19 protein-coding genes are annotated in these 20,309 nt (G+C 70.1%); 11 read left to right on the top strand and 8 right to left on the bottom strand.

The window, feature by feature from the left end:
- Positions 1–16 precede the first annotated feature (16 nt).
- Together OHO83_RS23840 and OHO83_RS23835 are read right to left on the bottom strand one after the other, a co-directional pair.
- Positions 17–700, bottom strand: a complete 684-nt coding sequence (locus OHO83_RS23840) for a hypothetical protein (RefSeq protein WP_266672225.1) — start codon at positions 698–700, stop codon at positions 17–19.
- A 55-nt stretch (positions 701–755) separates the two neighbouring features.
- Positions 756–1,451 carry a bifunctional DNA primase/polymerase gene (locus OHO83_RS23835; protein WP_266672227.1) on the bottom strand — a complete coding sequence of 232 codons (696 nt, stop codon included), beginning with the start codon at positions 1,449–1,451 and terminating at the stop codon, positions 756–758.
- A 458-nt stretch (positions 1,452–1,909) separates the two neighbouring features.
- Between OHO83_RS23835 and OHO83_RS23830 the strand changes: the two genes are divergently transcribed.
- Together OHO83_RS23830 and OHO83_RS23825 are read left to right on the top strand one after the other, a co-directional pair.
- Entirely contained in the window at positions 1,910–3,442 is a 1,533-nt protein-coding gene (locus tag OHO83_RS23830; RefSeq protein WP_266672229.1) for a PP2C family protein-serine/threonine phosphatase, read from the top strand.
- 156 nt (positions 3,443–3,598) lie between these two features.
- A complete protein-coding gene (locus OHO83_RS23825) occupies positions 3,599–5,068 on the top strand; it encodes an aminopeptidase P family protein (protein ID WP_266672231.1) in 1,470 nt (489 codons plus the stop codon).
- Between the two features lie 81 nt (positions 5,069–5,149).
- Here the strand turns inward: OHO83_RS23825 and OHO83_RS23820 are convergent, their stop codons facing one another.
- Complete coding sequence (locus OHO83_RS23820; RefSeq protein ID WP_266672233.1) at positions 5,150–5,611, bottom strand: ATP-binding protein; 462 nt, start codon at positions 5,609–5,611, stop codon at positions 5,150–5,152.
- Positions 5,612–5,827: 216 nt separating this feature from the next.
- Here OHO83_RS23820 and OHO83_RS23815 point away from each other — a divergent pair, with 216 nt between their 5' ends.
- The 9 genes from OHO83_RS23815 to OHO83_RS23775 all read left to right on the top strand — a co-directional run bounded on the left by OHO83_RS23815 (position 5,828) and on the right by OHO83_RS23775 (position 15,890).
- Complete coding sequence (locus tag OHO83_RS23815; RefSeq protein WP_266672235.1) at positions 5,828–6,634, top strand: hypothetical protein; 807 nt, start codon at positions 5,828–5,830, stop codon at positions 6,632–6,634.
- A gap of 147 nt (positions 6,635–6,781) precedes the next feature.
- Positions 6,782–7,543, top strand: a complete 762-nt coding sequence (locus OHO83_RS23810) for a YcnI family copper-binding membrane protein (RefSeq protein ID WP_266672237.1) — start codon at positions 6,782–6,784, stop codon at positions 7,541–7,543.
- Between the two features lie 104 nt (positions 7,544–7,647).
- A complete protein-coding gene (locus tag OHO83_RS23805) occupies positions 7,648–8,346 on the top strand; it encodes an SCO family protein (RefSeq protein WP_266672239.1) in 699 nt (232 codons plus the stop codon).
- Positions 8,343–8,867 (top strand): copper chaperone PCu(A)C, encoded by a 525-nt coding sequence (locus OHO83_RS23800; RefSeq protein ID WP_266672241.1) that lies wholly within the window; start codon positions 8,343–8,345, stop codon positions 8,865–8,867. The genes OHO83_RS23805 and OHO83_RS23800 overlap by 4 nt, the downstream gene beginning before the upstream one ends.
- 16 nt (positions 8,868–8,883) lie before the next feature.
- The gene (locus OHO83_RS23795) at positions 8,884–10,860 is read left to right on the top strand and encodes a copper resistance CopC/CopD family protein (protein ID WP_266672243.1); all 1,977 of its coding nucleotides are present in this window, start codon (positions 8,884–8,886) and stop codon (positions 10,858–10,860) included.
- A gap of 8 nt (positions 10,861–10,868) precedes the next feature.
- Entirely contained in the window at positions 10,869–12,122 is a 1,254-nt protein-coding gene (gene efeB / locus OHO83_RS23790; protein WP_266672245.1) for an iron uptake transporter deferrochelatase/peroxidase subunit, read from the top strand.
- A gap of 10 nt (positions 12,123–12,132) precedes the next feature.
- Positions 12,133–13,068 (top strand): prephenate dehydratase, encoded by a 936-nt coding sequence (gene pheA, locus OHO83_RS23785; RefSeq protein WP_266672247.1) that lies wholly within the window; start codon positions 12,133–12,135, stop codon positions 13,066–13,068.
- Positions 13,069–13,752: 684 nt separating this feature from the next.
- The gene (serS, locus tag OHO83_RS23780; RefSeq protein ID WP_266672249.1) at positions 13,753–15,024 is read left to right on the top strand and encodes a serine--tRNA ligase; all 1,272 of its coding nucleotides are present in this window, start codon (positions 13,753–13,755) and stop codon (positions 15,022–15,024) included.
- Between the two features lie 41 nt (positions 15,025–15,065).
- Positions 15,066–15,890, top strand: coding sequence for an HAD family hydrolase (locus OHO83_RS23775; RefSeq protein WP_329434609.1), 825 nt, complete (start codon positions 15,066–15,068; stop codon positions 15,888–15,890).
- A gap of 324 nt (positions 15,891–16,214) precedes the next feature.
- On the opposite strand, the gene OHO83_RS23770 is transcribed toward OHO83_RS23775, so the two are convergent.
- From OHO83_RS23770 to OHO83_RS23750, 5 genes are all read right to left on the bottom strand, one after another.
- Positions 16,215–16,439 (bottom strand): SGM_3592 family protein, encoded by a 225-nt coding sequence (locus OHO83_RS23770; RefSeq protein ID WP_116512137.1) that lies wholly within the window; start codon positions 16,437–16,439, stop codon positions 16,215–16,217.
- A gap of 132 nt (positions 16,440–16,571) precedes the next feature.
- Positions 16,572–17,291 (bottom strand): ABC transporter permease, encoded by a 720-nt coding sequence (locus OHO83_RS23765; RefSeq protein ID WP_266672254.1) that lies wholly within the window; start codon positions 17,289–17,291, stop codon positions 16,572–16,574.
- Positions 17,292–17,300: 9 nt separating this feature from the next.
- Positions 17,301–18,212, bottom strand: coding sequence for an ABC transporter ATP-binding protein (locus tag OHO83_RS23760; RefSeq protein WP_100597168.1), 912 nt, complete (start codon positions 18,210–18,212; stop codon positions 17,301–17,303).
- Positions 18,209–19,114: an ABC transporter permease gene (locus OHO83_RS23755; protein WP_100597169.1), complete on the bottom strand. Its 906-nt coding sequence runs from the start codon at positions 19,112–19,114 to the stop codon at positions 18,209–18,211. Before OHO83_RS23755 ends, OHO83_RS23760 begins: the two co-directional genes overlap by 4 nt.
- Positions 19,104–20,069 carry an ABC transporter ATP-binding protein gene (locus OHO83_RS23750; protein ID WP_100597170.1) on the bottom strand — a complete coding sequence of 322 codons (966 nt, stop codon included), beginning with the start codon at positions 20,067–20,069 and terminating at the stop codon, positions 19,104–19,106. Before OHO83_RS23750 ends, OHO83_RS23755 begins: the two co-directional genes overlap by 11 nt.
- Between the last annotated feature and the right edge of the window lie 240 nt (positions 20,070–20,309).

Here is a 20,309-nt window from a genome sequence, read left to right as displayed (position 1 = left end):
TTCCGCTCGCTCAGCGTCAGGCCGGCGTCGGCGCGTTGCTTCCCGACCTGAGCAGCAGCGGCCCCGCGTCCCCGGCTCCCGCGAACTCCGCCACCGCCGAGTAGTCGCTCGCCTCACCCGAAGTGCGCTCCCGCGGCGTGTCACACGTCCCCGGTTCGTCCTGAGCACCCACCGCACAGTGCATCTGCACGGTGTGGTTTCCCGGCGCCATCAGGGTCAGCACGGAACTCAGCGGCCCTCCTGTCGCGTTCCGGTAGAAGGTCCTCGCCCATGTGTCCCGCCCCTGGGTCAGCACGCAGGTCTGCGCCTCGATGCCGTCGGGAGAGGCGAGTTCGGGTCCGCACCGCGCTTTCGTGGCGACGCCGAGTCCGGCAAGGAGGGACGTGCCCGGCGCTCGCTCATGGGACCGGCGCGCCTTGCCGGCCGTGTCCGACGCCGAGGCGGCCGCCGGGTCGCTCGTACCTGCGCCCGGTTTGTCGTCGACCTCGTCGGTGGCGCTCGTGCTGCCGGCGTTACCGGCGGACCGTTCGCCGGAGTTGAGGCTGTCCTCCGCGGCGGTGTCGCCGACGGGGCCCGCGGACGCGCCCGCCAGCGGGAGAAGAACGGTCAGGACCACGACCGCGAGAAGACCGAGCAGACGGAGGCGCGAATGGGGTCTCCCCTGTTCGAGGCCGGTCGAGAGCCTGGGGAAGGAGGGCATGCGCCGAAGATATCGGCGCCGCCCCTTCGCACCCCTCGCCGCGCGCCCAATTCCCCTACAACTCGGGCGCGCTCACACCCGTACGAGTGAGAGCATCCACCACCGCGTCCACCACGGCCTCCACATCGGGCACCCAGGGTGCCGCGGAGCCGGGCAGCGGGGCGCGTTCCCAGCGGACCTGGCCAAGGCCGGTGTCGGACGGAGGCAGTGCCAGATAGCCGCCCTCGCCGTGGAAGCGCAGGGACCCCGGCACCCAGTCCTGGGCGTAGAGGAGCTCGCCCAGCTGCTCCATGGAGTAGGGGGCCACCAGGATGAAGAGACGATCCCTCGTGGCCACGACCGGGCCGAGCCTGATGTCCGTACGGTCGAGTGCCTTGAGGGCGCGGGCGCCGGCGACCGAGGGGAGGCTCACGGCGCAGGGGGCGCGACCGCCGCTCGCGCCCGCACCGGCCCCCGTGGCCAGCACGATCGGCGCGGCCGGACGGTTGGTCCACCACCAGCGGATCATGCGCTCGTCCGTGGTCGCGGCGAGCAGCCCCGGGTCGAAGGGGTGCGCGCCGGGCACCGTGCACTCCGGGTCGGGGCAGGCGCAGCTGACGCCGTCACGGCGCCCCGCCCCTACGAGCCCCACTCCCGGGATCACGGGCCACTGCCATGCGGTCGCGAAGGTCTGGGCCGCGCTGAACTGATCAGACTTCCCGTTGTTTCGCCTGGACAGGAGCCTGCGTCGCCTTCCGAGGATCTCGCGCATGAGCGCTCGTTCCTTTCCGTAGACCGAAGAGAACGCTGTGGGCCATCACACCATGTGTCGATCACTTCACTGAGCGTACGTACTGGGAGCGCCACACCCCAGCCATGAGCAGGGGGAACCCCTATTGTCCGAGCGCCGGCCGCGCACTTGAAAAGCCTGGCGTGGGGTGGCGGCGCCTGGCGTTTACCGTCGCGCGTGTTACTCGCCGTCTCCGCCACGGGAGGATGGGGCACGGTCGTCGGTGGTTAAGACGCCCGGGTCCGTCGCCAGGTTCCGGGTCGATCCCAACTGCCCCTGGCCTTCTCCGAGTACGTACCCATCACGACCGCTGTGACGCTCTGTCGAACAATGCCAGTCGACCGCAATATGCCCTTACCCGCGGCACTTTTTGGCCAAGTTCGATCAGAGATCACTAATGCCGCACAGGCCTCCTGGACACCAGGAATCCCAGCAGGACAATGCTGGACATCCCCTCATCAGTGCGTGTAGATGTGGAGGCACTGCTGGCGGCGCAGAATCACATGGGGGTTTGCGATGCTATTGAGCAATACGCACCGGTCGGAAAGCCGGACACCATGACAACCCCGCACTTTCCGAAAGTGGCTGGAATCGATTCAACGGTTCCCCCACCGGCACAGACTGTCGCGCCCGCGTCACCCACGCCCGCGCCCCCTTCCTCCCCCGGAGCGCCCCCAGCGCCCGCTGCCCCCGGAGCCCCCGGAGCGCTGATCCAGGACCGGCTCGCCGGCTGGGTCTCCGACCTCACCACGCTGCACGAACTCACCGAGCGCCTGGCCAGGACGGCCGTCATGGACGACGCCCTGCACGAGGTGCTCCGCGCCGGTGCCGCACTCGTCGGCGCGCGCCGCGGACTCGTCGTCCTGGAGCCCGCCGACGGCCTGGGCCCCGACACCACCGTGGGGCTCGGCCTCGCCCGCGCCGACCTCGGCCACATCGAGACGGTGCCGCGCGGCGCGACCTCGTACGGAAGGATCCTCGACCGCACGGACGGGACCGGCGAGCCCGAGGTGCACGCCGATCTGCTGTCCGAGGACGGGCTCGACCCGCGGCACCGCGAGGTCGCCGCCCGGCTCGGCTACGCGGCGAGCTTTGCGCTGCCCCTCGCGACGGAGGCGGCGGGTCGGCTCGGCGCCGCGGTGTGGCTCTACGACGAGCCCGCCGAGCCCGTCGAACGCCAGCGCCACCTGGTCGGTCTGTACACGCGCTACGCCACCGAACACCTCGCGCGCCTGCTCGAACTGGAGCGGGCGCGCACCAAGTCCCGCACCATCGCGGAGGAGTTGCTGCCGCCGCGGCTCCCGCGGGTCGCGGGCGTCCAGCTCGCCGCCCGGCACCGCACCGGCCCGCGAGGCGGCGGCGACTGGTACGACGCGCTGCCGCTGCCCGAGGGCGCGCTCGGCCTCACCGTCGGCTCCGTCACCGGCTCCGGGGCGAGTGCCGTCGCCGCGATGGGCCGGCTCAGGGCCAGCCTGCGGGCGTATGCGGTGATGGAGGGCGAGGACCCCGTCGCCGTCCTGTCCGATCTGGAGCTCCTGCTCCGGCTGACCGAGCCCGCGCGCAGCGCCACCGCCCTCTTCGCGTACTGCGAGCCCGCCCTGCGCAAGATCGTCCTGGCCGGGGCAGGGCACAGCCCGCCGCTGGTGATCGGCGAGAGACGCACCGAGTTCGTGGAGACGTCGCTGTCCGCGCCGCTCGGCATGCTGGCCTGCTGGGAGGCGCCGAGCGTCGAGTTCAGCCCCGAGCCCGGCGAGACCGTGCTGCTGTACACGGACGGCCTGCTGCACCGCACCGGTGACCCGATGGACCGCGCCTTCGCCCGCCTGCACGCGGCGGCCGCCGGTGTCCCGCGCACCATCCGCAACGACCCCGGCGCGATCGCCGACCACGTCCTGCACACCGTCCTGCCGGACGGGCTCGACGCCGCCGACAGCGACGAGGACGTCGTGCTGCTCGCCGCGCGCTTCGAGTGATTCCGGTGACCGGGGCGGTACGCCCCGTAGCCCCCCGATGTAACAGGTCTTCCGGCCCTGGGCCCCCTTCCGTACGACCGTACGATGGAGGGGGTCCACCGTTGTACCCAGGCCGCACCCTTGGCCGTTCCCCAGGGCCGTATCTAGGAGGAAGACGTGTCGGAGGAGCTCACCCCGGAGAACCCGGAGATCTCTCAGACCGAGAGCGACGAGCCGATCAAGCAGCGCAAGAACGGCCTGTACCCGGGCGTGTCCGACGAGCTCGCCGCGAGCATGAAGTCCGGCTGGGCCGACACCGAGCTGCACGGCCTCGAGCCGATCGCGCAGGCGTCCGAGACGGCCGCCCGCCGCGCCGCCCTCTCCGCGCGCTTCCCCGGTGAGCGCATCGTCGTCCCCGCGGGCAATCTCAAGACCCGCTCGAACGACACCGAGTACGCCTTCCGCGCCTCGACGGAGTACGCGTACCTGACCGGCAACCAGACGGAGGACGGCGTCCTCGTCCTCGAGCCGACGGCCGCCGGGCACAACGCGACGATCTACCTGCTGCCGCGCTCCGACCGTGAGAACGGCGAGTTCTGGCTCGACGGCCAGGGCGAGCTGTGGGTCGGCCGTCGCCACTCCCTCACCGAGGCCGAGCAGGTGTACGGCATCCCCGCCTCCGACGTGCGCGAGCTCGCCGGCAAGCTGGCCGAGGCCACCGGCCCGGTCCGCGTGGTGCGCGGCCACGACGCCGGCATCGAGGCCGCCCTCGCCGACAAGGTGACCCGCGAGCACGACGAAGAGCTGCGTGTCTTCCTCTCCGAGGCCCGCCTCGTGAAGGACGCCTTCGAGGTCGGCGAGCTGCAGAAGGCCGTCGACTCGACGGTCCGCGGCTTCGAGGACGTCGTGAAGGTCCTCGACAAGGCCGAGGCCACCAGCGAGCGCTACATCGAGGGCACGTTCTTCCTGCGCGCCCGCGTCGAGGGCAACGACATCGGCTACGGCTCGATCTGCGCCTCCGGCCCGCACGCCTGCACCCTGCACTGGGTCCGCAACGACGGCCCGGTCCGCTCCGGCGACCTGCTCCTCCTGGACGCGGGCGTGGAGACGCACAGCCTCTACACCGCCGACATCACGCGCACGCTGCCGGTCAACGGCCGCTACACCGAGCTCCAGAAGAAGATCTACGACGCCGTGTACGAGGCTCAGGAGGCCGGTATCGCGGCCGTGAAGCCGGGTGCCAAGTACCGCGACTTCCACGACGCCGCGCAGCACGTGCTCGCCGAGAAGCTGGTCGAGTGGGGCCTCGTCGAGGGCCCGGTCGAGCGCGTCCTGGAGCTCGGCCTCCAGCGCCGCTGGACGCTGCACGGCACCGGTCACATGCTCGGCCTCGACGTCCACGACTGCGCGGTCGCCCGCACGGAGACGTACGTGGACGGCACGCTGGAGCCCGGCATGTGCCTGACCGTCGAGCCCGGTCTGTACTTCCAGGCGGACGACCTGACCGTGCCGGAGGAGTACCGCGGCATCGGTGTCCGGATCGAGGACGACATCCTCGTGACCGAGGACGGCAACCGGAACCTCTCCGCCGGTCTGCCGCGCCGTTCGGACGAGGTCGAGGCGTGGATGGCTCAGCTCAAGGGCTGAACCACGCGCGCGTAGAGAAGCGTTTGCGAAGTGGCCGGGCACGGCAGGACGGTGCCCGGCCGCTGTCGTGTCCGGAGGGGGTCAGGCGGAGACGAGGGGCGCGTTCTCGCGCCACTTGAGCACCTTGTCGAAGCTGACCACCGCGCCGCCCCTGCCCGGCCTGTTGACGAAGTGGACGTGGTCCGCGAGCTCATGGATGAGGCAGAGTCCGCGGCCGTGCTCGGCGTGGTCGGGGGCGGGCTTGAGCAGGGTGGTGCCGCGGCCGCGCAGCGCCGGGAAGCCGGGACCGGAGTCGGCGACCTCGATGCGGCAGGTCTCGCCCTCGAGGTAGGCCGTGACCCGGTAGGCGCCCGCGGGATCGTCGGGGTCCGGATCGCCGCCGTGCTCGACGGCGTTGGCACACGCCTCGGTGAGCGCGACGGACAGGTCGTACGAGATGTCGGGGTCGACGCCCGCGGTCTCCATGGTGTCGATCAGCAGGCGCCGGGCGAGCGGAACGCTCGCAGCCTCGCGGCGCAGGTGCAGAGACCACCAGATGCTCATGCTCCAGCCTCCAGGCCGCGGCTCGACATACCGATACGTATTGCCGCAACGGCCCCCGTGCAATCGCGTGGTTCGCGTGATATCGCCCATACGGCGGACGCGCGCACCGGTGGCGGCGGTGTACGGAGTCGGCCGCAAGGGGGCGGGGCGGAAGATTCCGGACCTTGCGGACCTGCCGTATGAGGCGGGTAAGCCCAGTGCGATGATGAGCCCGCCATGTCTGCCCCCCACCAGCGCGAGGCGCGCACCGGAACGGATGTCCGGCTGCTGAGGGCCGCGGTGTTCACCGCGGTCTGCGTCGCGTTGTCCGCGGCCGGACATGTGCTCGCCTCGTGTGCCACCGTCCCCCTGTGGACGCTGGGCGTCGGGTTCCTCGCGGTGTTCGCCGTCGCGGCGCCGCTGGCCGGGCGCGAGCGCTCGCTGCCGGGCATCGCCGCCGCTCTCGCGGTCGGCCAGACCGGTCTGCACACCCTCTTCGGAGTGGGCCAGCACGGCACCATGACGATGGCGCAGACCGCCCAGGAACCCTCGGTCGTGGAGCGCGCGGCCCGGCTCATGTGCGGCACGGGCATGGCGGCGATCAGCCCGGCGCAGGCACAGAAGATCTTGTCGGACGCCGGCGTCGAACCCGGTTCCGGAACGGCCATGCACCACCACGCCGTCACCGGAGCGGCCACCTCCATGCCGCTGCTGCCGTCCCTGCCGATGCTGCTCGGGCACCTGCTCGCCGCGGTCGTCGCGGGCTGGCTGCTGCGCCACGGGGACCTCGCTCTCGGCCGCCTCGTCCGCCTCTCGGTGAACTCGGCGCATGGAGTCGCCCAGGGGGCGCTCGTCCGTTCCCTGCGCGCCGCTCTCGCTCTGGTACGCGCCCTCAGGGCGGGTCTGCCCGGGGCTTCCGAAGCGGCGCCCCACGTGGTGCCCATCGAGCTCCTCGCGCCACTGCCCCTGCGCACGACGGCACTTCAGCACTCGGTGATCAGGCGCGGCCCGCCCACGGGCGACGCGTTCCGTCTCGCTGCCTGACACGACACACGTACTCCACGCGGGCCCTTGTAGGGGTTCCCGCACAGCGCGGAGGGGTGTCGTGCGGCACGCGCGCGTGCCCCTCTCCCGGTGCGCGCACCCACCGTTCGCCTGATCCCGCTGAACCCGAGTGGAGTGGTCTCTGCCATGAAGAAGATTTCCCGCGTCGCCGTAGTCGGTGCCGGCGCCGCGTCCGCCGTCCTGGTGCTCTCCGTCCCCGCCTTCGCACACGTGAGCGTGCAGCCGGAGGGCGTCGCCGCCAAGGGCGGATACGCCGTCGTGAACTTCAAGGTGCCGAACGAGCGCGACGACGCCGCGACCACCAAGGTCGAGGTCAACTTCCCGACCGACCACCCGCTGGCCTCGGTCATGCCCGAGCCCATCCCCGGCTGGACCGCCAAGGTCACCAAGTCCAAGCTCGACAAGCCGCTGGAGATGCACGGCGAGAAGATCGACCAGGCCGTCTCCCAGGTCACCTGGACCGCCGACGGCTCGGGCAAGGACAAGGGCATCCAGCCCGGCTTCTTCCAGAAGTTCCCGCTCTCCATCGGGCAGCTGCCCGAGGACACGGACGAGCTCGTCTTCAAGGCGATCCAGACGTACGACAACAAGGAAGTCGTGCGCTGGATCGAGCCGCAGGCCAAGGGCCAGGAGGAGCCGGAGAACCCGGCGCCCACCCTGGAGCTCTCGGCCGCGACCGAGGACCACCACGGCGGCGCCGCGGCCGACGACAGCGCCAAGTCGGGTGACGACAAGGCGGCCACGGCCGCGTCCTCGTCCGACAGCTCCTCCGACGGCTCTTCCGGCAGCGACACCACCGCACGCGCCCTCGGCATCGCGGGCATCGTCGTCGGCGCCGCCGGCGTGGCCTTCGGTGTGCTCGCGGGACGCCGTCGTACCAACAGCTGAACCAGCCGCGGGTGTGCACCGGGGCCGGCGCAGGCGGCGGCCCTCCGCGGCCGCCGGCCGACCCCGGTGCACACCGGCCCGCCTCACATCTGGGACATTTCTCTATGCGCTCTCCCCGTAAGACCCCGCACACGGCTCCTCGCCAGGCCCTCCGCAAGAAGACGCTGCTCGCCGCCGGGCTCATCGCCGCGGCGTCGCTCACCCTCTCCGCCTGCGGCAGTGGCGACGACAGCAACAAGCCCGTCGCCGATGTCTCCGCCGAGACCGGTTCGAACAAGGCCGCGACCGTCCTCGACTCGCCCTTCAAGAAGCCGGACCTCGTCCTCACGGACACCCACGGCAAGAAGTTCGACCTGCGCGAGCAGACCAAGGGCAAGCCCACGCTGATCTACTTCGGCTACACCCACTGCCCCGACGTGTGCCCCCTGACGATGAGCAACATCGCCGTCGCCAAGAAGGCGCTGCCCAAGGCCGAGCAGGACAAGCTCCAAGTCGTCTTCGTCACCACCGACCCGGACCGCGACACCGCGCCCGTCCTCGGCAAGTGGCTCAAGGCACAGGACCCCGACTTCATCGGCCTGACCGGCGACTTCGCCACCATCCAGGGCAGCGCCCGCACCCTCGGCATCTCCATCGAGCCGACGCAGAAGGACAAGAACGGCAAGCTCGTCTCGATGCACGGCACGCAGGTCATCGCCTTCTCGCCGAAGACCGACGCCGGGTACGTCCTGTACGGCGAGGACGCCACCGTCGACGACTACACCAAGGACCTTCCCAAGCTCATCAAGGGGGAGCAGCCGTGAGGCGTACACCGCTCGCCCTCGGCGCCACCGCGCTGGCGGCCGGACTCGCCCTCACGGCCTGCGGCTCCGGCGACTCGTCGGCCTCGGCGTCCTCCGGCAAGCCCGCGGTGAAGGTCGGCGGGGCGTTCATACCGGCGCCCGCGGGCGGCGACATGGCGGCCGGCTTCTTCGTCGTCCACAACAGCGGTGGCGCCGACACGCTCACCTCGGTGACCAGCGCCATCGCCCAGCAGGTCACCCTCCACAGCACCAAGGGCGGGGTGATGAAGGAACAGAAGTCCTTCCCCGTCCCGGCCGGCGGCGAGCTCGACTTCGAACGCGGTGGCAACCACCTCATGTTCGAAAACCTCAAGCAGACGCCCAAGGAGGGCGACAAAGTGTCGGTGAAGCTGCACTTCGCCAAGTCCGGCACCGTCACGGTGACCTTCCCGGTGAAGGCCGCCACCTACAACCCGACGGCGAAGTCGGCGCACTCGTCGATGTCGTCGATGTCGTCGCACACGTCGCACACGTCGTACTGAGAGGGGCTGACCGTTCGTGAAGACCATCGCTCCCCGCTTCCGGCACCTGTTGCTGCTGCTCCTCGCCGTCACCGGCGCACTCCTCGCCGGCGCCGCGCCCGTCTCCGCGCACGCCGCGCTGACCGGGAGCGACCCGAAGCAGGGCGCGGTGGTCGAGCAGGCCCCCACCCGGGTGTCCCTGACCTTCTCCGAGGAGGTCGCGATGTCCGACGGCTCCGTGCGGGTCCTGGACCCGGCCGGGAAGCGCGTCGACACCGGGAAGACGACCGACCTCGGCGGCACGACCTACGGCGTCCCCCTCCACTCCGGGCTGCCCGACGGCACGTTCACCGTCGCCTACCAGGTCGTGTCGGCCGACAGCCACCCCGTCTCCGGGGCGTTCACCTTCTCCATCGGCGCCCCGTCCAAGACCACGGCGGCCCTGCCCGACCAGACCGCGGGCGGCGGCGTGGTCGGCGGGCTCTACGGCGTCGGGCGGTACCTCTCCTACGCGGGCTTCATCCTCACCGTCGGCGGCGCGGCCTTCGTCCTCGCCTGCTGGCCGCGCGGAGCGGGCGTCCGCCCCGTGCAGCGGGTCGTGGTGGGCGGCTGGATCACCCTCACCGGCGCGACCCTCGCCATGCTCCTGATGCGCGGCTCCTACACGGGATCCGGCGCGGTCGGTGACATCTTCGACCTCACCCTCCTCGGGCAGGTCCTGCAGACCAAGTCGGGCGCGGCCCTGGTGTCACGGCTCCTGCTGCTGGCCGCCGCCGCCCTCTTCATCGCCGTGCTCTTCGGCGCGTACGAGAAGCGGACCGACCCCAAGGAGAAGAAGGACCTCACCTTCGGACTCGCGATCGGCGGCGCGGTCGTCGCCGCCGGTCTCGCCGCGACCTGGGCGATGGCCGAGCACGCCTCCACAGGCATCCAGGCCGGACTCGCCATGCCTGTCGACGTACTGCACCTGCTCTCGGTCGCGGCCTGGCTCGGCGGGCTCACCACGCTGCTCGTCGCCCTGTACCGGGCGCCCTCGATCGAGGCCACGGCCGTCCGGCGATTCTCCCGGGTGGCGTTCTGCGCGGTCTCCACGCTGGCCGCGACCGGCCTCTACCAGTCCTGGCGTCAGGTCGGTTCCTGGTCGGCGCTCACCGGCACCCGCTACGGGCAACTGCTCCTGCTCAAGATCGGGCTCGTCGCCGTCCTGGTCGGCGTCGCCTGGATCTCGCGGAAGTGGACGGGACGCCTGTCGGAGGGGCTCGCCGCCCCGGAGGCCGCCGCAACCACCGCGATCGAGGAGCACACGCGCTCGGAGGAGGCGGTGACGGTACCGACGGGTGGCGCGTCGAAGGGGTCGTCGGGGTCGTCGTCGGGGGACGCCAGGGGCAATGCGGGCTCCGGCCCCGGTGCCGATACGGGATCCGGCTCCGGCTCCGATGTCGACGACAAGCGGTCCGCCCAGCTCGCCCGGCAGCGCGCCGCGCTCGCCACCGCCCGTGACAAGCGCATACGGGACGCCGACCCGGGCCGCTCCGGACTGCGTCGCTCCGTACTCACCGAGGCCTGTGTGGCCGTCGTCCTGCTCGTCGTCACGACCGTGCTCACCTCCACCGAGCCGGGCCGCACCGAGGAGGAGGCCCAGGCCGTCACCGCGGCGGCCTCCCAGCGGTCGGGGCCGCTCTCCCTGAAACTGCCGTTCGACACGGGCGGCCAGGACGGCAAGGGCACACTCCTCCTGGACATGGATCCCGGACGTACCGGCAGCAACGACATGCACGTCTACGTGGAGCGCCCCAACGGCAAGGCGTTCGACATCCCCGAGGTGAAGGTCTCCTTCACTCTCGCCGCGAAGAAGCTCGGCCCTCTGCCGGTCGTTCCCGATCACATCGCCACCGGACACTGGAGCGCGAGCGGCGTACAGATCCCCGTGGCGGGCGGCTGGAAGATCGCGGTCACCGTGCGCACGTCCGATATCGACCAAGTGACCGTCAACAAGAACGTGAAGATCGGCTGAACCACACCATGGCTGACTCCGAGAACCGGACCGACTCCGGCATCTCCCGACGACGGCTCCTCGGCACCGCGGGCGCGACGGGCCTCGCCCTGGGCGCCGTGGGCGGCGCCGCCGGGTACGCGACCGCGTCGTCGAACTCCCCCGACGCCGCCGCGTCGCTGACCTCCCTCGGCGCGGACCGCGTGATGTTTCACGGGAAACATCAGCCCGGCATCACGACCCCGATGCAGTCCCGCGGGCACTTGATCGCCTTCGATCTCGCGCCGGGCGCCGGACGCAAGGAAGCGGCGGCCCTGATGCGCCGCTGGTCGGCCACCGCCCGGCGGCTGATGGCCGGCGAGACGCTCGGCGACTCCGACACCGACGTCGCCCGCGACGCCGGCCCTTCCTCGCTGACGCTCACCTTCGGCTTCGGCCACAGCTTCTTCTCCCGTACAGGGCTGGAGAAGCAGCGCCCGACGGCTCTCGACCCGCTGCCCGACTTCTTCTCCGACCACCTCGACAAGGCCCGCAGCAACGGCGACCTGTGGGTGCAGATCGGCGCGAACGACGCGCTGGTCGCGTTCCACGCCCTGCGCGCGGTCCAGCGGGACGCGGGGGAAGCGGCCCGGGTCCGCTGGCAGATGAACGGCTTCAACCGCTCGCCCGGCGCCACCTCCCACCCCATGACCGCCCGCAACCTCATGGGCCAGATCGACGGCACGAACAACCCGAAGCCGGCCGACGCCGACTTCGACAAGCGGATCTTCGTGCCCGCTTCGGACGACCCCGCCTGGATGGCCGGCGGCTCGTACGCCGTCGTACGACGCATCCGCATGCTGCTCGACGACTGGGAGAAGCTGTCGGGGAAGGCACAGGACGACGTCATCGGGCGCAGGAAGTCCGACGGCGCGCCCCTGACCGGCGGCACCGAGACCACGGAGCCGGACCTGGAGAAGACCGGCGCCGACGGCAAGCTCGTCATCCCCATCAACGCCCACGCGCGCATCACCCGGCCCGACCAGAACGGCGGCGCCGCGATGGTCCGCCGCCCGTTCTCGTACCACGACGGCATAGGCCACGACGGGGTCCCGGACGCCGGGCTGCTCTTCGTCTGCTGGCAGGCGGACCCCCTGCGCGGCTTCGTCCCGGTGCAGCGCAAGCTCGACCGGGGAGACGCCCTGTCGGACTTCATCCGTCACGAGTCGAGCGGGCTGTTCGCGGTGCCCGGCGGGGCAGGCGAGGGCGAGTACGTGGGGCAGGCGTTGCTGGAGGCCCATTAGGGTGACCAATATGTCAGCCAGCTACGCGTATCTCGGTCCCCAGGGCACCTTCACCGAGGTTGCTCTGCGCACGCTCCCGGAGACCGCCACCCGGGAGCTCGTCCCGATGGTGTCCGTGCCCGCTGCACTGGACGCCGTACGCAACGGCGAGGCCGAAGCCGCGTTCGTGCCGATCGAGAACTCCGTCGAGGGCGGCATCACGACCACGCTCGACGAACTGGTGGCCGGTGAGCCGCTGATGATCTACCGCGAGGTGCTGCTCTCGATCACCTTCGCGCTGCTGGTCAGGCCCGGTACGCAGGTGTCGGACATCAAGACGGTGACGGCCCACCCGGCGGCCCAGCCGCAGGTCCGCAACTGGATGAAGGCGAATCTCGACGAGGACGTGACGTGGGAGTCCGCGGCGTCGAACGCGGACGGCGCGCGCCTGGTGCAGGAGGGCCGCTACGACGCGGCGTTCGCGGGCGAGTTCGCGGCCGAGCGCTACGGCTTGGTGCCGCTGGTCACCGAGATCCACGACGCGGAGAACGCGCAGACGCGGTTCGTCCTCGTCGGCAAGCCGGCCCGCCCCGCCGCGCCCACCGGTGCGGACAAGACCTCCGTGGTCATCTGGCAGCGCGACGACCACCCGGGCGCGCTGCTCGAACTGCTCCAGGAGTTCGCGGTGCGTGGCGTCAACCTGATGCTGCTGCAGTCCCGGCCGACCGGTGAAGGCATCGGGAACTACTGCTTCGCCATCGACGCGGAGGGCCACATCTCGGACCGCCGCGTGGGCGAGGCGCTGATGGGGCTCAAGCGGGTCTGCCCGCAGGTGCGCTTCCTGGGCTCGTATCCGAGGGCCGGGGTCACCGTGGCGGACGTCCGGACTCCGCGGACGGGGACGTCCGACAGTGACTTCATGGCGGCGTCGGACTGGCTCGCGCGCTGCCAGGACGGCCGTTTCTGACGCCTTCGGGTTCCAGGTCACGGCCTCTTCGGGCATACGGGCTCTGATGGCTTTCCGGCGTCTTCGGGCGCCGGATTTCGACGTTCCGAGAACCAGTCCTACCTGCAGATTTTCGCCATCCACAGAAGTTATCCACAGGTGTGCTTCTCGACCTGGGGACAAGTCGACACCATCTCGCTACATGGTCGACAAATCGCCCTACAGCCCTCAAGTCCGTCCACAGGGGCGCACGTCACCCCTCGTCCACTCTTTTCCTTTGATCAACTCTATAGAGCGAACCATTTCCACTCGAAAGTGCGTGTGAGATGGGTTTGGATCGGGAATCCTTCGCCGCGCATGCGGCTTTCGGAACGATCTCTTCCGGTGTCCACAGATCTTTCGCACAGCCTGTGGATAACTTCCCGGAGAGCCGCATTCCTGTGGACAACCCCGCCTCCAAGTCCCGCTGCGCACAAGGGGATTTGGTCAAGCGACTGTGCCGCGTCTGCCCCATTTCGGGGAATGGACCCTTTTCATTGACCGGCGTCCACAGCGTCCGACCGGTCCCGAGAAGATCCATTTCGGCCACGCGCTTCACCGCGACTGGCCTCGCATTGCCGAATTCACATTCCGGCATATCGGTCATAAGGTAACGCACGGGATATCGGTTCGTGCGGTGGAACCGCGCACCGGTAGCCTTGAGGGGTGATTGACCTTCGCCTGCTCCGTGAGGACCCCGACCGTGTTCGCGCCTCCCAGCGCGCCCGTGGAGAGGACGTCGCCCTCGTCGACGCCCTGCTCTCCGCCGACGAGCGGCGCAGGTCGTCCGGTCTCCGCTTCGACGAGCTCCGTTCCGAGCAGAAGTCGCTCGGCAAGCTGATCCCCAAGGCCTCCGCCGACGAGCGGCAGGAGCTCCTGAAGAAGACCGGCGAGCTCTCCGCCGCCGTCAAGAGCGCCGAGGCCGAGCAGCGCGAGGCCGACGAGGAGACCCAGCGCCTCGCCCTCCTGCTGGGCAACATCGTGCACACGGACGTCCCGGTCGGCGGCGAGGAGGACTTCGTCGTCCTCGAGACGCACGGCACGATCCGCGACTTCGGCGCCGAGGGCTTCGAGCCCAAGGACCACCTGGAGCTCGGCGAGGCGCTCGGCGCCATCGACGTCGAGCGCGGCGCCAAGGTGTCGGGCTCGCGCTTCTACTACCTGACGGGCGTCGGCGCGCTCCTCGAACTCGCCCTGGTGAACGCGGCGATCGCGCAGGCCACCGAGGCCGGCTTCATCCCGATGCTGACGCCCGCCCTGGTGCGCCCGCGCGCCATGGAGGGCACGGGCTTCCTCGGCCAGGCCGCGGAGAACGTGTACCACCTGGAGAAGGACGACTACTACCTGGTCGGCACCTCCGAGGTCGCGCTCGCCGGGTACCACATGGACGAGATCCTCGACGCGGACAAGCTGCCGCTGCGTTATGCCGGCTTCTCGCCGTGCTTCCGCCGCGAGGCCGGTACGTACGGCAAGGACACCCGGGGCATCTTCCGGGTGCACCAGTTCGACAAGGTCGAGATGTTCTCGTACGTCGCTCCCGAGGACGCCGAGGCCGAGCACAAGCGGCTTCTGGAGTGGGAGAAGCAGTGGCTGACCGGCCTCGAGCTGCCCTTCCAGGTCATCGATGTGGCGACGGGCGACCTCGGGTCCTCGGCCTCACGCAAGTTCGACTGCGAGGCGTGGATCCCGACGCAGGGCAAGTACCGCGAGCTGACCTCGGCGTCGAACTGTGACGGCTTCCAGGCCCGCCGCCTGTCCATCCGGATGCGCGACGGCAAGAAGGTGCAGCCGCTGTCGACCCTGAACGGCACGCTGTGCGCGGTGCCGCGCACCATCGTGGCCATCCTGGAGAATCACCAGCAGGCCGACGGCTCCGTGAGGGTGCCCGAGGTGCTGCGTCCGTACCTGGGGGGACGAGCCACTCTTGAACCGAAGTAGATCTTGAACCGAAGTAAATGCAGTCTGGAGCCGATCAACAAGTGAGCCACCCCGCTCCGCTCGATCCCTCGTTCCCGTACAAACTCGTCGCGACCGATCTCGACGGGACGCTCCTGCGGCCCGACGACACGGTCTCCGAGCGGACGCGTGAGGCGCTCACCGCGGTCACCGCGGCGGGCGCCGCCCACATCATCGTGACCGGGCGGGCCGTGCCCTGGACCCGGCACATCCTCGATGACCTCGGCTACGAGGGCCTCGCGGTGTGCGGGCAGGGGGCGCAGGTCTATCACGCCGGCGAGCACCGGCTGCTGACGTCGGTGACGCTCGACCGGCAGCTGGCCGGTCTCGCACTCTCCAAGATCGAGGCGGAGACCGGGCCGCTGGCCCTGGCCGCGAGCCGTGACGGCCTCGAGGGCGAGGTCATCGTGGGGCCCGGCTACCAGGTGCAGGAAGGCCCCCTGCCGGTCATCCCGTTCACGGATGTCACCGAGCTCTGGAAAGCGCCGCTGAACAAGGTGTACGTGCAGCATCCCGGCATGACCGACGACGAGCTGGCCGCCGTGGCGCTGGCCGTGGCCGGTGATCTGGTGGGCGTCACGATGGCCGGCGAGGGCATCGTCGAACTGCTGCCGCTCGGACTGTCCAAGGCGACCGGTCTCTCGCTCGCCGCGCGCCGGCTGGGCGCGAAGGCGGCCGACACGATCGCTTTCGGCGACATGCCCAACGACATCCCGATGTTCGGCTGGGCGGCGCACGGCGTGGCGATGGCCAACGCCCACGCGGAGCTCAAGGCCGTCGCCGACGAGGTCACGACGTCGAACGCGGACGACGGCATCGCGGTGGTCCTGGAACGCCTGCTGGGCTGACGGCCTGCCGTCGCCACAGCCGTCTGCGGCTGCCTCCCCCTGACGGGGGCGGCATCGAAAAGTCTGGGTGGGCGGCCCGCGCACCCGGAAGGTGCGCGCTCGAAGCGGCCGCCCCGGGCAGCCTCCCCGTGAGCCGGCTCGTACGGAGTGAGTAACTACTCCGGAGCCTGCCGTGGGCTGCCCTGCCGGGAGCTCGACGGAATCTTGACCGACACGTCTCGCTCCTCTCCCAGCAGGCGGGCGCCGTGCGCGGCGCGGTTACAGAACTACTGTGCCCTTACTGGGAGTTGGGTGCCACCGAATAAAACCGGGACCGGCACGCGGCTAGCGTCTGCGCCACTTGCGGCGTCGGGCGCGGCTGAAGAACCAGCCCGCGGGAGGCTTGTCGGAGCGCCACGGCTGGGGCTCGGGGGACTCGTTCCGCCAGCGGGCGGCGAGCATGCGGGCCCGCGCGGACGGCTCCGTGGTCTCGGCGGACCGTATGAAGTCCTCGTCGAAGGTCACGTCCTCCCATGTCTCGTCCCGCTCGTATTCCGGATCCGCGGCCATCTCCACTCCTCCTGGAACGGGTGGTCCCCTTCCTGGAAACGGTGCGCTCTCCTGGAAGATCGCTCTCCTGGAAAACAGGTCACCCTCCCGACCAGTGTCCTGATGGGAGGGTGAAGCCGCTGTCAAGAGCCGTCACTCCTCGCCGGCGAGCTTCAGCGTGCGCAGCTTCTGGCCCGCGTACCAGGTGGCGAGCACGGTGACCCCGGCGAGCAGGACAGTGGCGAGGGGCAGGCCGACGTCCGAGGTGATCAGGTCGCCGCCCGCCACCTTGTGGGCCACGGCCAGGGACCACTGCTGCACGCTGAGGGTGCGCGCACCGGCCACGAGTGATCCGAAGAGCGCCTCCCAGACCAGGGCGTAGACGAGGCCGAAGACCACCGCGTGGCGCGTGATCGTGCCCAGGAGCAGGAAGAGCGCGGCGTACGCGATGGAGGCGACAAGGGCCGCGATCGTGTAGGCGACGGCGATCTGCTGCCCGTTCCCGTTCAGGATCAGGCCCGCGACGAGCGTGGGGACCGCGGAGAACACCATCGTCACGGCGATGGCGACGATCAGCTTGGTGAAGATGATCGTCGGGCGCTTGATCGGCTTCGCGAGGAGGTAGACGACGGAGCCGTCGTCGATCTCGGGGCCGATCGCGCCCGTGCCCGCGATGACGCCGATGATCGGCACCATCGTGGCGAGCGCGAACCCGCCCAGGACGTCGGCGGCGATCTGGTCGTCCGCTCCGGTGAGGCCGCGCACGAGCGCGGAGATGGCGATGAGCAGGATGGGCAGGGCACACAGGATGAGGGCCCGGCGGCGGCCGAGCAGGGCTCGGTAGGTGAGCCGGGCGACAGTGGGGTCGTACATCAGGGCCTCCTACGCCGCGACCAGATACGAGAACACGGACTCGAGGGACTCGTCGGACGGCGAGACCGTGAGCAGTCTGATGCCGTGGGCCTTGGCGACCTGGGGCAGCAGGGTGGTGAACCGGCCGAAGTCGACGGCCTGGACGCGCAACGCGCCCTCCTTGAGGTCGACCTCGATGCCCGCGGTGGAAGGGTCCGCGATCAGCGCGGCCGCGAGGGCGCGGTCGTCGCTGGAGCGGATGAGATAGCGGTGCGGGCGGTCGGTCATCAGGCGGCGGATCTTGCGGAAGTCACCGCCGGCTGCGTGGCGCCCGGCGACGATCACCTCGATGTGGGAGGCGAGCTGCTCGACCTCTTCGAGAATGTGGGACGAGAAGAGGACCGTGCGGCCCTCGGCGCCCATGCGGCGCAGGAGGTCCATGAGCTGCATGCGCTGGCGCGGGTCCATGCCGTTGAACGGCTCGTCGAGCAGCAGCACGGACGGCTCGTGGACAAGGGCGGACGCCATCTTCACGCGCTGCCGCATGCCCTTGGAGTACGTCGAGATCTTGCGGTCCTGCGCGTACTCCATCTCGACCGTGGCGAGTGCCTTCTGCGCCTCGTGCGTGCCGAGGCCCTGCAACTCGGCGTTGGCGACGACGAATTCGCGGCCGGTGAGGAAGTCGTACATCGCCTCGCGCTCGGGGACGATGCCGATATGGCGGTAGACCTGTTCGTTGCGCCAGATCGGCTCCCCGTCGAGGGTGACCGTTCCGTTCGACGGGGCGAGGAAGCCGCCCATCATGTTGATGAGGGTCGACTTTCCCGCGCCGTTCGGGCCGAGGAGGCCGGTGACGCCGGGGGAGATCGTCATCGTGATGTCGTTGACCGCCACCACGTTGCCGAACCAGCGCGAGACGTGGTCGATGTTGATCGTGGTCACAGTCCGACCTTCCGGTAGCGGCGCATCAGGAGGCCGTAGCAGCCCGCGATGAGTCCGAGCACGACGAGCAGATAGACGACGCCCTGGCCGGTCGAGGGGCCGTGTCCGCCGGGGAAGGCGGAGGTGGCGCCGAGGAAGGCGGTCTGCACGCCGTCGATGAGGGTGACCGGTGAGAAGAGGCCGAGCCACGTGATCGCGCCGCCGTTGTCCTGCGAGTCGGCGATGGCCTGGACGGTGGAGACCGCTCCGTAGGAGATGGTCATGACGGCGATGACGGCTGCGATGCCGAAGCCGCGGCGGGGGGTGACCGCCGAGACGACAAGGCCGATGCCGGCGAAGAGCAGTGAGAGCAGGGCCACGGAGACCAGTCCCTGGGCGAATCCCTTGGTCTGTTCGGCGAAGTCGAGCTTGGCGAGCAGCGCGCCCACGTAGAGCACGATCAGCGGTGCCGCCGTGAGGGCGAAGAGGGCGGAGGTCATGGCCGCGAACTTCGCCAGGACGTAGTCACCGCGCTCGATGGGGCGGGAGAAGTACAGGGGGACCGTCTTGAAGCGCAGGTCGCGCGAGACGGACTGAGGTGCCTGGGAGGCGAGATAGAGACCGATGACGGCCTGCAGGAGGATCGCGTAGCGCGTGTAGTCGACCGGCAGGTCCTTCATCTTGGTGGTGACGGCCACCGCGACCATGATCAGCGCGGGGACGCACATCACGACGAAGAGCAGCATCGGCAGCACTTTGGACTTGGCCGACCGGCCGAGGCCGTAGGCGCCGCGCAGGCTCTGGGAGAAGAGCGAGCGGCGGGCGTAGGCGCGGCCGAGGCGCGGGCCGTCGTAGTGGCGGTAGCCGATGTTGTGGATGCGGGTCTGCTCACCGGCGGGGGTGAGGGACTGCTCAACCGCCATGGGTGACCGCCTCCTTCCGCTCGTTGTCCGTCTCTGAGCGGAAGACTTCCGCGATGTGGTGCCTGCGCTGTTCCATCCGGATCAGCCCGAGGCCGAGCTCGGCGACGATGTCCCGCACGAGGTCGTAGGTGTCGTCGCTCTGGGTGGTGATCAGCACCGTGTGTCCGGCGCCGGGCAGCTCTCCGCCGGTCGCGGTCTCGATGCCGCGCAGGGCGAAGGCCTCGCGCAACGCGCGCGTGCCGTCCGGGTGTTCGTCGGAGTCGGTGACCTCGATCGCCAGAGTCGTCGTGGTCTGGGTGAAGTCCGTGGTGGAACTGGAGCGAAGGAGCTTTCCGCCGTCGACCACGACGACGTGGTCACAGGTGCGCTCGAGTTCGCCCAGGAGGTGCGAGGTGACGAGGACCGAGATGCCGAAGTCGGTGTGGACGCGACGGATCAGGTCGAGCATGTCGTCGCGGCCTACCGGGTCGAGACCGTTCGTCGGTTCGTCGAGGAAGACGAGCTGCGGGTCGTGGACAAGAGCCTGCGCGAGCTTCACGCGCTGCTTCATGCCCGTCGAGTAGCCGCCGATGGGGCGGTAGCGCTCTTCGTAGAGGCCGACGTGGCGGAGGGTGTCGGCGGTGCGCTCGCGGGCCGCGGTGGGCGGCAGGCCCGACATGCGCGCCATGTGGACGACGAACTCGGTGGCCGAGACGTCGGGCGGCAGGCAGTCGTGTTCCGGCATGTAGCCGACGCGTTCGCGGATGGCGGCGCCTTCGGTGGCCACGTCGAGGCCGAGCACGGCGGCGCGGCCCTCCGTGGCGGGGGACAGACCCAGAAGGATCTTGATCAGTGTGGACTTGCCGGCTCCATTGGCTCCGACGAGTCCCGTCACACCGGGCCCGATGTCCATGGAGAGCCGGTCAAGCGCGGTCACCCGGGGGAACCGCTTGCTCAGGCTTTCGGTCGCGATCACAGTCACACCTCGAAGGTAGTGGCGCAGACCACACGGATCGTCAGACCAGGGGCTTGTCCCTGTCTCAGACTCGAGTACTACGGGTCCCTAGGGGTTCCTCCCTGAGTCGCTCCCCGTGACCTCCCGGAGTTTTCCACAGGTGCCCGTGCACACCCCTTGACGCAGCCGCCAACCATTGTCACATTCATCAGTGTCAAGTTACGAGCGCGTACGGCAACGGACCGGACACGGACGGACGGT

Source organism: Streptomyces sp. NBC_00569, from assembly GCF_036345255.1.
In the GTDB taxonomy this organism is placed as follows: domain Bacteria; phylum Actinomycetota; class Actinomycetes; order Streptomycetales; family Streptomycetaceae; genus Streptomyces.
The sequence above is the reverse complement of the archived record's forward strand: the minus strand, read 5'-3'. Positions and strand labels throughout refer to the sequence as shown.